Below are 12603 nucleotides of genomic sequence, written 5' to 3'. Positions count from 1 at the left end.
CAATCAGTTTTTCTTTATTATTTCAGGCAGTAACTGCTCAATCACGCTGACGACCTTTCTGACGCGTTGTGGAATAAAGCGGGCGTCAGGGTAAACGGCATAGAGGAAGCGATCGGGTAACCGCCAGTCGGGCAGTACCGGTACCAGCGTGCCGGCTTGCAACGCCCTGGCCACGAGCGGTCGCTGCATGCCGCCGATACCGATGCCTGACTCCAGCGCCTGTAGCAGCGCGTCGCTGGTGTTGGCACGGAAAACGGTATTCACGTTGACCTCGACCGTTTCCTCGTCAGAAATCAGGCGCAGGGGGGCATCCAGCGGAATACCGCTGAACCGTACGTGTGGCAGCGTCGCCAGCTCGCTGACGGCGTGTACCGCCTGAAGACCGGGAGCGGCAAACAGCGCGGCTTCAATTGGCGCCAGCACGCGAGCCGCGTGCGCCTGCGGAGGCTCACTGCCCAGCCGTATCGCGATATCCACGCCCTCCGTCACCAGATCGGCAAGGCGGTCATCAAGGGAAATCATCAGCTGCAGTTCGGGATGCAGGCGCTGCAGCGCCAGCAGATGCGGCAAAATGATCTGCCCCAGGCCGCTCGGTAACTGGACATGGACGCGTCCCTGAACGCTATGATCGACAGGATGTAAACGTCTCTCTGCTTCCCCCATGGCGTCCAGCACAAGCTGCATATCACGCCGGTAACGTTCACCCTGTTCGGTCAGCTTCATCGTACGTGTCGTACGGTGCAACAGTACCACACCAAGTGCTTCCTCAAGTGCCGCGATCTGTTGACTGACGGCGGACTGCTTAATCCCGGTCTGACGGGCGGCTGCAGAAAACGAGCCCGCTTCAGCGACGCGTAGAAAGGTAGAAATGGCATTGAGCTTATTGTTCATTTAATGATTCTGCTTATAAGTGCCATCGGTTTCAGGGGATATCTCCAGAAAAAATAATATATCACACTGCGTCTGTCACCCTTTCCGGAGAAACACCATGAATAAGATGCAGCAACACAACGTCGCCCTGGTCGCGGGCGCCAGCGGCATTGTCGGCAGACAGCTGGTCAACACGCTCCTGCACCATCAGTGGGAGGTGATCGGCCTCAGTCGCCACGCGGTAACCCATCCGGACGGCATTCCCGTGGTGAACGTCGATTTACTGGATGCACAGGACACTGCGCGGGCGCTGCACGGCCTGAACGGTGTCACCCATATCTTTTACAGCGCCTGGGCGAACGCGGCGAGCTGGACAGATATGGTTGAGCCTAACGTCACCATGCTGCGTAATCTGGTCAGCACCCTCGAAAAAAACGCACCTCTACAGACGGTAAGCCTGATGCAGGGGTACAAAGTCTATGGTGCGCATCTGGGACCGTTTAAAACTCCGGCGCGGGAAAGCGATCCCGGCGTACCGGGTGCCGAATTTAATGCCGCGCAGCTCACGTGGCTCAGCCAGTTTCAGCGTGGGAAACGCTGGCACTGGAATGCCATCAGGCCGGGCGTGGTGGGGAGTGCGGTACCGGGCAATGCCATGAACCTTGCGCTGAGCATCGCCCTGTACGCCTCCCTGTGCAAGGCGCTGGGTTTACCGCTGCGTTTTCCCGGTTCGGAACAGACCTGGCACAGCATCGTGGATCATACCGACGCCGGGCTGCTGGCCGAGGCAACGCTGTGGGCCGCCACGTCACCTGCGGCACAGAATCAGGCATTCAACGTGAATAATGGCGATATCTGGCGCTGGAGCGAACTGTGGCCGCGCATCGCACGCTGGTTTGAACTGGACTCTGCGCCACCGGTGAGGTTGTCATTTCATCAGCTGTTTAACGACTATCGCGGCGTATGGCGTGAGCTTGCCGAAGAGCGGCTGGTGGAAGCGGATATTCTGCAGCTGAGCGACGGGCAGTTTGCCGATTTTGTCTTTGGCTGGGATTACGACATGTTCGGTGACGGGAGCAAGCTGCGCAGGGCGGGCTTCACGCAAATGCAGGCCACCGATGAGATGTTTTTCAGCCTGTTCACGCAGCTGAGAGCCGCGCGGATTATTCCCTGACGAGCCGGGGCGTCCTGGTGCAGGCCAGGACGCCGGGGCACTTACTCAACCGTTAACGCATTGACAACCTCGGCCACGCTTTTCACGCGGCGGATGTTCCCAATCCCCGTGCCGAGCGCGATATAACCTTCATCGGTATTATCTTCCAGCATGCCCAGGCGCAGGCCGCGTAATCCTCCCATCGTCTTGCCCAGCGCTTCGTTGCTTGCGCCTGCTTTATCCATCGACGCCAATTTTTCCGCCAGCCTGCCGGGAAGAGCGCGGTAATAATGGGGGACGGTGCGGAAAAGCAATAAGTCCAGGCCGTTGGCGGCAACAATTTTATCTTTGACCCCCTGCGGCACGCGGCTTTCTTCCGTGCTGATAAAGACCGAACCGGCAAACACGCCTTCAGCGCCTAATGCATGGGCCGCTCTGGCAGTGCGATTATCGGTAATGCCACCCGCGGCCATCACCGGGATGTGCTTCACGGCATCGGCAATCAGCGGCACGATGGAAAAGGTGCCAAGCACCGTTGCGGGTAACGTCCCGCCCTCATCAAAACCGGTGGCGACGATGATGTCAGCCCCCATTTCTTCTGCGAGGCGGGTGTTCTCCGGCGTTGGGTTGATGTCACGGTAGATAATGGCGATTCCCGCCTCTTTTAACTCGCTGAAAAGCGCGGGAATAATGCTGCCTTCCCCATAGCCCGTATACACCACGACCCTGACGCCTTCGTCTTTCACTACCTGAAGGATAGGCCCTGTCCAGATGTCATTAACGGCTGTGGGGATCAGATTCACGCCAAAGGGTTTTTCGGTCAGCCGTTTGGTTTTACGAATTTCTTCGCGCATTTTTTCGGCGGTCTCTTCCGGCGTGGAGACCGCGGTGTCGGCGGTTAAACCGGCATTAGGTCCCAGCACGCCGAGACCTCCGGCATTGCTGACCGCAGCGACTAAGCGGGCATCCGTGAGCCAGGATAACGGCCCCTGGATAACAGGTTTTTCGATACCCAGGATCTGACAGATACGGTTATTTTTCATAGCAGACTCTCCCTCACGTTTGAATGGGGGAGAGTGTAGGTCACAGGATTGTTAGGAAAAATAGCCAAAAAGATTCATCACTGTTATAAAATTAATAACAATCATTTTATCCCGCTTGCGGCAAAAGCATCCCTTATGCAAATAAACCTCTTTGAAGCTATTCGAATTTTTATTGAAATTGTCGAGTCGGGCAGTCTTACCCAGGCGGCGGAGAATCTGCAGATCCATCGCCCGGCAGTCACCAAAGCGTTACAGCTTCTGGAGCAACACAGCGGCACGCGGCTACTGCAGCGCACAACGCGTCGGATTAGCCTGACGCCGGATGGGGAAGCGTTTTATCGCCGGAGTAAACCCCTGCTGGCGCAGGCGGACGAATTACTGGAGTCGTTTGGTACGGACCGGGCAATACACGGTCAGCTACGTGTGGATATGCCGGTCTCTTTTGCCACGCTGCGGGTGATACCCAATCTGCCTGATTTTTACCGTCAGCATCCTGAGATCGACATCATTCTGAGCAGCTCTGACCGCCGTCGGGATATGCTGCGGGATGGCCTGGACTGCGTGCTGCGGGTGGGAGAGCTGGAGGACGGCGATTATATCGCGCGTAAAATCGGGAACATTAAAATCACGACCTGTGCCAGCCCGGCCTGGCTGGCAAAACACGGTATGCCAGAAACGCCGGATGATTTACGCAAGCATCAGGCCATCAACTGGATTAATAACCGCAGCAGACAAATTCATCCGTGGACGTTTACCACGCCAGAAGGCATCGCGGAGATTACCCTGCCCGGTAAGCTTGTCGTGGATAACTCCGAGGCCTACATCGCGGCAGGCCTGGCCGGGCTGGGGTTAATGCAGGGGATGAATCTCTTTCTCCAGCCTTACATAGACCGCGGTCTTCTGGTTGAAGTCTTACCAGACTATCGCTCGCCGGACCGCAAACTGTCACTGCTCTACCCACACCGTCACCTCTCGCGCAAAGTGCGGGTATTCACCGAATGGCTCGAGAGTCTGGTGTGAAAGCGGTCAGCTCGTGACACAGCGCGCCAATCTGTTCCACGGCGTTCAGCAGGCGGGGCGTGGGTTCGTTTGCGCAGTTTAGCCGCAGAAAGTGCGTTAACTCCGCGGCAGGGGAAAACAGGGGGCCAGGGCTGACGCCAATACCCAGCGCCAGCGCGCGGCGATGCACCTCCAGCGCGTTGACCTGCTGAGGCAGTTCTACCCACAGCAGGAAACCGGCTGCGGGTACGCTAACGCGCGTACCGGGTGGGAAACTGGCTTCGACCCGCGCCACAACGGCGTGGATCCCCTCTGCGACCCGGCGCTTTAGCCTCCGGAGATGGCGATCGTAGTCGCCGCTTGCCAGCATCTCGCTCGTCGCGGCTTCCAGTAGCGGCGTGCCGGCCCAGTCTCCGGCCATGCGGGCCTGTAAGACCTGCGGGTGGTAGCGTCCGGCGGCAATCCAGCCGATTCGCCAGCCCGGCGCAAGCGTTTTTGACAGGGAACTGCAGTAAATCACATTCCCGCTCTGGTCGAACGCCTTGCAGGCCGGAGGACGTTGTCCCTCGCCGACCAGGTCACCGTAAACATCGTCCTCAATCAACGGAATTTCCGCCTCTTCAAGCAGGGCAACCAGCTCCTGCTTGCGCGCGACGGGCATGCTGGCACCCAACGGGTTTTGCACCGTGGGCGAGGCCAGAACAGCCGCAGGGCGGTGGCAGCGAATGGCGTCAGCCAGCGGTTCCAGCAACAGGCCTTCGACAGGGTCGGTGGGGATCGCTAAGGCCTTCAGGCCTAAATCCTCCAGCAGCAGGAGCGTACCAAAGTAGGCTGGCTGTTCAATCGCCACGACATCACCTGGCTGACACACGGCCCGAAGGGCCAGGCGCAACGCCTGCGTCGCGCCTGAGGTAATAATGAGATCGTCCGCGCCGAACCGGGCTCCCCATTGCGCAGCGCGCGCGGCAATCTTACTTCGCAAATCCCCCCTTCCCGGAGGCAGGCTGTAGCTCTGCCCGTGCGCGTCCAGACGACGGCCCGCAGAGAGCAATGCCCGCTGCAGCGCATCTCCTGGCAGCCATGCGGGATCGGGCAGGGCGGCGCCCAGCGGGATCAGCCTGGCTTCTGCACTGCTGAACAGCGACCGGGCCACGGCGGACAGGGTGACGGGGACCGGGCCGGGTGAGGAACGCGCGGGCTCAACGCGCGTTGGCAGGCTGGTCTGGCAGATGTAATAACCTGAACGCGGGCGCGCAACGATCAGCCCTTCAGCCTCAAGGCAGCGAAGGGCCTCCAGCGCCGTCGGAAGGCTAACGTGCTCGCGTTCGGCCAGTTTACGTGCGGAGATCATCCTGTCACCGGCGCGCAGCGCGCCAGACGTCAGCGTGAGGCGCAGCATCTCAGCAATTCGGCGATAGTGTGGAGACGACGGGGACGGGGCAGACATGGGTATCTGTTCAGGCTAATTTTCGATAAAACTGACTATACAGCCAATGATGCGCGCCATCTATAGTGTCCGGCATGTTCAGGACAAGGAGGCATTATGCACAGCGATAATTTCAACATTTCCACCTATTTCAAACGCATAAACTACACCGGACCGGCGGCTGCCGATTCGGCCACCCTGCATGCGTTGATGCGTCATCAGCTCTTTTCCGTTCCTTTTGAAAATCTGGACGTTCAGGCGGGTAAAATTGTCTCGCTGGCGCCAGACGATATTGCCGATAAGGTGTTAACGCAGGGACGCGGCGGCTATTGCTATGAGGTGAATGGGCTTTTTGCCATGGCGCTGGAGGCGTTAGGGATACCTTACCGTTTTGTGGCGGCGCGCCCGATGTTCTACCCTGCGCGGCGGCCGAAAACCCATATGGCGCTCATCGCTGAGGTAGATAGCCGACAGTGGCTTTGCGATCTCGGGTTCGGCAGCTACGGCATTCGTGCGCCGATGGCGCTGGACATGCTTGATGTGGATATCACGCAGGATTTCGACACGTTTCGGCTAAGCCGCAGCGCGGAGGGTGAGTATCTGCTTGAGGCGAAGGTTGAGGGAGAATGGGCCCGGCAATACGGCTTTGATCTCTCGCCTCAGGAATGGATTGATTTCGTCCCGGCCAACTACCTTAACTCCACGCACCCGGATGCCATCTTTGTGCAGAAGCGGGTGGTGGTGCAGCACAGCCCGGAGGGACGCCAGATTTTACTGGGCGATATGCTGAAAACCATCACGGCGAACGGCACTGAAACGCGGAAACTGGCGGAGGATGAAATCCGCCATGTCCTGAAGGACCGTTTTGCGCTGACCGTCGCGTAATCTGCCGGGGAACGATGGGGCCTCAGCGCAGTCCGTCTTCTGTGGCTTTGCGCTGAGCCCCCCACTGTAACAGCAGGCTAAACGACGCGGGTAACACGGTCAGCGTCACCAGCGTCGCAACCAGCAGCCCACCGATAATGGCATAGGCCATTGGCCCCCAGAAGACCTGGTGAGAAATGGGGATCATGCCCAGAATGGCGGCACAGGCGGTCAGACAGATGGGTCTGGCCCGGTGTTCCGCAGCCGCCATAATCGCGGCATCGTTTGCCATCCCCTGAACAAGATTGCTGTCAACTTCGCTAATCAATATCACCGCGTTACGCACGATCATCCCCGCCAGGGCGATGACGCCCAGCAGCGCGACAAACCCCATCGGCGTTCCGCCGGGCAGCATAGCCAGCACGATCCCCGGTAAACCAAACGGGGCCATCAGGAGTGCCAGCAGCATCCGGGAATATCGCCGCAGCTGAAGCATCAGCAGCAACAGCATGATGACCAGCGTCACCGGAAGAACGGTAAAGACGGAGCTGTTCCCCTTATCCGATTCGGCAACCGCGCCGCCCTCTTCAATGCTGTAACCTGCGGGCAGGCTCGCGCGCAGCTTATCAACCTCCGGACGCAGCGCTGCGGATACCGCTTCAGCCTTAAGCCCCGGGGCAAGATCCGTTTGCACCGTGATAAAGGGCACACGCTGCCGACGCCAGATGACCGGATCGTCCACGCCCCAGACCGGCGTCGCGACGGCGCTGAGTGGGATTTTTTTACCATCATTCCCCTGAATCGTGAGCGAGGAGAGGGTGGCGGTGCTGTGACGTTCATTGTCCGTGGCCCGGAGCACCACGTCGACAAGGCGGTCGTTATCCCTGATGGACGTGACAACGCTGCCGGACCAGACGGTATTCAGCGTGCGTGCGAGGCTTTCTGATGATATTCCCGCCGCCCTGGCCGCCGTCTGATTCACCTTAAGGGTGATGACCCTCTCCGGCTCTCCGGCCGTCTGGTTAACGTCGCGTGAGAACGGAGACCGGCCAATCGCGTCCGTGAGACGGTTCGCGAGCGCCCGGACCTGCAGATAATCAGGCCCGCTCACCCGGTATTTGATTGGCCAGCCGACGGGGGGCCCCAGCTCGAGGGGCGACACGCGCGTGATGATGTCGCTAAATTGCGTCGCCAGGATCCTGTTGAGCTGTGCATGCAGACGATCCCGCGCCTCAAGATCTTTAGCCACCACAACCATCTGGGCGATATTTTCATTTTCCAGCAGCACGTCCATCGGCAGGTAAAAACGGATGGCGCCCGACCCGACGTACGTCGAATAGCGATTGATGTTGCTGTTGCCGGCCAGTGCCTTTTCCAGCTTTTCCACTTCTCTTAACGTTTCCGGCTGCGAGGCGTTGGCCGGAAGCGTCAGGCTGACCAGCAGCTCAGGCCGGTCGGAGGCGGGGAAAAATTCGCCCTGCATAAACGTCGTGCCGTACACAGACAGTCCCAGCGCGGCAAGTGCAAATAGCACGGTAGCAAGCCGGTGACGCAATGCCAGGCGTAAAAGCTGTCCGTACCCGCGCGCGATCCTTCCGGGGCCTGACGCGTGATGTCTGACTTTTTCCGGCAACAGCCACGTACCCGTCAGCGGCGAAAACAGGATCGCGACAACCCAGGAACAGAGCAGGGCAATGAGCACCACTGCAAAGAGGGAAAAACAGTATTCACCGGCGCTGGAGGCCGCAAAACCTACGGGAATAAAACCGGCAATCATCACCAGAGTACCGGTGAGCATCGGGAAGGCCGTCGTTCTGAATGCATGGGTGGCCGCGTGCCGACGGGAATCCCCGGCTTCCAGCCGGGAGACCATCGTTTCGACAGCGATCATGGCGTCATCCACCAGCAGGCCCAGGGCAATGATCAGCGCCCCGAGCGAGATACGCTGAAGGCCGATGCCGGCGAGCATCATGCCGGCAAACGTCATGGCGAGCACCAGCGGGATGGCCGCAGCCACCACCAGTCCGGCCCGTAAACCCAGAGAAACAAATGAAACCGCCAGAACGATAATAACGGCTTCGACAAGCACCCGGATAAACCCGCTTACCGCGTCACTGACCACCGCTGACTGATCGGCGACTTTCACCATCTCTATACCGTGCGGCAGCCCGGCACTGAGGGCCGCCATTCTGGCGTTCAGCGCAGCACCGAAACGCAGCATGTTGCCCGTTGGCGCCATCGACACCGCCAGCCCGATCGCCGGTTTGCCGTTCACCCGGTAGGCCGGGGCAGGTGGCTCGGCGATTTCCCGGGTGATGGTGGCAATGTCGGTCAGTGGAATATAGCGATTGTTCACGTGCAGCGTGACGGCACGCAAACTCTCTTCGGTCGTGAGCGCCCCGCTGACCTTTACCGCCATGTTCTCCTGTCCGGTATGCATAGTTCCTGCCGGGACAACGGCGTTTTGCGCCCGGAGGGCGTCGGCGACCGCCTGAATATCGAGCCCCATACCGGCCAGGCGCGCCGGAGAAAAGGCGAGAACCCACTGCTCCTGCTGTTCGCCCAGCAGGGTGGTTTTGCCCATATCCGGCAGGGACATGAGCTCGCGACGCAGGGTCTCTACGCGATCCCGCACCTCACGCAGGGTGAAACCTTCGGGAATAAAGGCATAAATTGTGCCGAACGTGTCGTCAAACTCGTCGTCCACGGCAGGGCCCTGCACCCCTTCGGGCAGGGACGGCGCGATGTCCTGCATTTTTTTGCGAACCTGATACCAGATATCCGGCACGCTCTGCGGGGGCGTATCGTCACGGAGGTTGACATGGATAACGGTGCGTCCGGCCCGGGTTTCACTTTCGAGATAGTCCAGCCAGGGCGTTTCCTGCAGCTTTTTTTCAAGCGTATCGGTCAGCAGGCGTGTGGTATCCGCCACGGATGCTCCCGGCCACTGCGCGGAGACGACGGCCGTTTTAATGGTAAAAGCCGGATCTTCGTTACGCGGCAGCTTCTCATAGCAGAACACGCCCATCGCAATCACCAGCAGCATGAAAAAACTGACCATCTGCTGGTTCTTAAGCGCCCAGGCGGAGAGGTTAAATTTGGCTTCCGGTCCTGTGCTCATGGCTGAACCTCTCCGGCCATCACCGGCTCGCCGGATCGTAATGTGCTCACGCCCGCCGTAATCACCCGATCGCCCGGCTCAAGGCCGGAGGCAATCATGACGGAGGAGGCCGTATAGCAGATGGGCACCACCACGCGCAGCTGCGCCTGCGACTGCGGGGTAATCACAAAAACCGCCGGTTTGTCGCCGGCACGGCTCAGCGCCGACGCGGGAAGGATGTACCCGTGTGGGGCGGTGGAGGGCAACGTGATGGTAACGCTGGCACCCAGCGCCATGGCTGCTGGCGGGTTTTGCAGGGTGGCCCTGACGCGCCAGGTGCGGGTTTGAGGATCGGCCTGCGGGGTGATATCCCGCAGCACGGCAGACGCCTGTACCGACGGGTCGCTGAGGAGAGAAACCCGCAAGTCCGCCTTATCCAGAGGCGGGATCGCATCGGGGGTGGCAATATCAAACACCACGTCGCGTTCTTCCCCGGTCGCCAGCGTCAGCACGGACTGACCGTCGCTGACAACCTGTCCTGCAGAGGCGTTCACGGCCGTGATGACGCCCGCTTGTGGCGCGATCAGGCGCGTCCAGCCGAGGCTTTCACGGGCATTTCGCCACGCGGCCTCGCTGCTTTTTAAGCGCGCGCTGGCGACAAGCCAGTCCGCACGGGCGCTGTCGAGCTGCGTGCGGGCTATCGCACCCGTTGGCATGAGCTTTTGCATTCGACTGACGTTAAGCGCGGCGACCTGCGCTGAGGCTTTGGCACCTTCATAGTCGGCCTCAGCGCCGTCGAGCTGGTTTTGCCCGGTCGTGTTGTCAAGCGTGGCCAGCAGCTGTCCGGCAGTGACCCGGTCGCCAATGTCAACGCTACGCGTCAGTATCCGGCCCCCGGTACGAAAGCTCAGGGTTGTTTCATTGTGGGCATGGATCTCACCGGTTCTTTCCAGCGCGGGAAGGGTTTGGGCGGCCCCCACGACGACGTAGCGTACCGTTCGCACAGGGGCGGGCTTATTTTCGTGTTTATCACCGCAGCCGGTCAGCGGAAAAATCGCCAGCGCAAGCAGGGCCAGGGGAAGAAAATGCAGCCAGGAAAGGGTGCGCGCCACGCCGTACAAATGATGCAGGCAGTGGCGGAGGGAGAGAAAGAATTCGTCTGACATAACGCCGCTCCATAAAGGGAATGGCGTTATTAAATGCGCGCTACGTCGAGAAAGATTCGATGTTCTGTCAAGGCTTTATCAAGAGGGGAGATTTTCATTATCGGACGGATGCCAGGGCAACAAAATGCGTACGGCGAGGCCGCCAGTTTCCGGTAATGACGCGCTAATCTCGCCCCCATGCGCCAGGCAAATCGCCCGCGCGATGGACAAACCGAGGCCGCTGCCGCCGGAATGCCGCGCGCGGGACTGCTCCTCGCGGCTAAAACGTTTAAACATTTCCGGTAAGAACTGAGGCGATACCCCCGGCCCGTCATCGGTAAATTCGAGGGTGTAATGCCCGCTGGCGTAGTGCAGCGCCACCTCAAGGTGGCCGCCATCGCGTCCGTAACGTAGCGCATTTTCCATGAGGATGGTCACGACCTGTCCCATACGGAACGCATCGCCTCTGAAGGGGCAGGTATGCGGATTACGAAGCGTTATCCTGAAGTGATGCCCATCAGCCTGGGGCATGATCCAGGCAGCCCGCTCCTGAATAAGTTCATCCAGACAGAACGGCTGGTCCTCCAGCACAAGATTACCCGCGTCGGCCAGCGAGAGAAGGTGGAGCTCATCGGTGAGGCGGTTGAGGTGCTGGAGCTGTTTCATCACCATTCCCAGCTGCGCCGGGCTGGCATCAAACACGCCGTCTAACATGCCCTGTAGACGCCCAATGGCGGCCGTCAGGGGCGAGCGTAGCTCGTGCGCCATCGCGACGTGCGAGGCGCGGAGCTCTTTTTCATAGCGGGCGAGTTGCCCCGTCATGGAGTTAAAGTCGGTCGCAAAGCTGACCATTTCAGCCGGCGCATCCTTGATAAGTTCCGCCTGACGGCCAAACTGCCCGTCGGCGACATCCTTTGCCGCATCACGAAGACGGCTGAACTGCAGCGCCAGCGGCCGGGCGTGTTTTAGCCCCATCACCACAATAAACGGGATCATCACCAGCACCAGCATGGCCACCATGACCCAGTCGGCTGAGGCGATAGACGGCGTGGAATAGCTCAGGCCCCACCAGGTGTCTACAATCGTGTGGAAGCGGGCCGGATTGGCCTGCGGGTTCTGGCTGAGCGTCAGAAACTCCTGCCGGACCGCCGCTGGCATCCTGCCCATTATCCAGTAGTTCTGTACCGCATAACGTAGCCACATGCAGGTGGCAATGACAATCACGCTGCCGATGGCCAGCGCTAAAATGCGCGCGCAAATCCAGCGCCACAGAGAGGAGTGCCGATTTTTTATCATGGCTGTCTGAACCTGTAACCCACGCCGCGAACGTTGATCAGCACGCCGGCGATCCCAACCGCTTCGAGTTTTTTACGCAGGTTATAAATATGGGTGTCCACCACGCGCTCCAGCGCCTCGCTTTCCGGCAAACAGTGTTCCAGTAAATACTGGCGGGAGAACGGGTGCGCCGGAGAACGCAGCAGCGTTGCCAGAAGCGAGAATTCCGTTGGCGTAAGATCGAGCATCACAGGCGCGTCGTCGCCGTTATCCACGCTCGCCACAATGTCGGCCACGTCCACCTCCAGCGTTTGCCAGCGAAGGATCGCTTCTTCTGTCTCTTTTTTACTGCTGCGCCGCAGCACTGCCTGCACGCGAGCCACCACTTCCCCTGGATGATAAGGCTTCACAACGTAATCATCGGCACCGTACCGCAGGGCGCCAATGCGGTCGGGGGTATCCCCCATGGCCGTGACCATGATCACCGGCACATCGCTTTTACGACGCAGGCCAGCCAGCACCTCGGTGCCGTTAAGCCCCGGCAGCATCACATCCAGCAGGATGAGGTCGGGCTTCCACCGCTGCGCCATATCCAGCCCGGAAAGACCGTCTCCGGTAATGGTCACGTCGTAATTTTCACGCCGTAAATAGGCCTCGAGCACGCCAGCCGCATCGGCGTCATCTTCAATAATCAGCACTCTTCTGGACAACATCCGTTCACCTTGACC

At 59.7% G+C, this 12603-nt stretch carries 10 protein-coding genes; 3 read left to right on the top strand and 7 right to left on the bottom strand.

The window, feature by feature from the left end; translation table 11 throughout:
- Positions 1-3: 3 nt before the first annotated feature.
- On the bottom strand, positions 4-891 hold the full coding sequence (locus FU672_RS09310; protein WP_148243044.1) for a LysR family transcriptional regulator: 888 nt from the start codon (positions 889-891) through the stop codon (positions 4-6).
- A gap of 97 nt (positions 892-988) precedes the next feature.
- Here FU672_RS09310 and FU672_RS09305 point away from each other — a divergent pair, with 97 nt between their 5' ends.
- Positions 989-2044: an SDR family oxidoreductase gene (locus FU672_RS09305; RefSeq protein ID WP_148243043.1), complete on the top strand. Its 1056-nt coding sequence runs from the start codon at positions 989-991 to the stop codon at positions 2042-2044.
- A gap of 41 nt (positions 2045-2085) precedes the next feature.
- On the opposite strand, the gene FU672_RS09300 is transcribed toward FU672_RS09305, so the two are convergent.
- On the bottom strand, positions 2086-3066 hold the full coding sequence (locus FU672_RS09300; RefSeq protein ID WP_148243042.1) for an NAD(P)H-dependent flavin oxidoreductase: 981 nt from the start codon (positions 3064-3066) through the stop codon (positions 2086-2088).
- A gap of 135 nt (positions 3067-3201) precedes the next feature.
- Between FU672_RS09300 and FU672_RS09295 the strand changes: the two genes are divergently transcribed.
- Positions 3202-4086, top strand: coding sequence for a LysR family transcriptional regulator (locus tag FU672_RS09295; RefSeq protein ID WP_148243041.1), 885 nt, complete (start codon positions 3202-3204; stop codon positions 4084-4086).
- Here FU672_RS09295 and FU672_RS09290 read toward each other — a convergent pair.
- Positions 4058-5512, bottom strand: coding sequence for an aminotransferase-like domain-containing protein (locus FU672_RS09290; protein WP_148243040.1), 1455 nt, complete (start codon positions 5510-5512; stop codon positions 4058-4060). The two genes, FU672_RS09295 and FU672_RS09290, sit on opposite strands and share 29 nt — an antisense overlap.
- 96 nt (positions 5513-5608) lie before the next feature.
- Between FU672_RS09290 and FU672_RS09285 the strand changes: the two genes are divergently transcribed.
- Positions 5609-6376 carry an arylamine N-acetyltransferase family protein gene (locus FU672_RS09285; protein ID WP_148243039.1) on the top strand — a complete coding sequence of 256 codons (768 nt, stop codon included), beginning with the start codon at positions 5609-5611 and terminating at the stop codon, positions 6374-6376.
- A 22-nt stretch (positions 6377-6398) separates the two neighbouring features.
- Here FU672_RS09285 and FU672_RS09280 read toward each other — a convergent pair whose 3' ends face one another.
- The 4 genes from FU672_RS09280 to FU672_RS09265 all read right to left on the bottom strand — a co-directional run bounded on the left by FU672_RS09280 (position 6399) and on the right by FU672_RS09265 (position 12588).
- Entirely contained in the window at positions 6399-9476 is a 3078-nt protein-coding gene (locus tag FU672_RS09280; protein WP_148243038.1) for an efflux RND transporter permease subunit, read from the bottom strand.
- A complete protein-coding gene (locus FU672_RS09275; RefSeq protein WP_148243037.1) occupies positions 9473-10621 on the bottom strand; it encodes an efflux RND transporter periplasmic adaptor subunit in 1149 nt (382 codons plus the stop codon). The genes FU672_RS09280 and FU672_RS09275 overlap by 4 nt, the downstream gene beginning before the upstream one ends.
- Positions 10622-10699: 78 nt before the next feature.
- Positions 10700-11896, bottom strand: a complete 1197-nt coding sequence (locus FU672_RS09270; RefSeq protein WP_148243036.1) for a sensor histidine kinase — start codon at positions 11894-11896, stop codon at positions 10700-10702.
- Positions 11893-12588, bottom strand: a complete 696-nt coding sequence (locus FU672_RS09265; RefSeq protein ID WP_148243035.1) for a response regulator — start codon at positions 12586-12588, stop codon at positions 11893-11895. Before FU672_RS09265 ends, FU672_RS09270 begins: the two co-directional genes overlap by 4 nt.
- Between the last annotated feature and the right edge of the window lie 15 nt (positions 12589-12603).

The organism is Enterobacter asburiae (genome assembly GCF_008080435.1).
Taxonomy (GTDB): Bacteria; Pseudomonadota; Gammaproteobacteria; order Enterobacterales; family Enterobacteriaceae; genus Enterobacter; species Enterobacter asburiae_C.
Note: the sequence above shows the minus strand (reverse complement) of the source record. Positions and strands in the feature narration are given on the sequence as shown.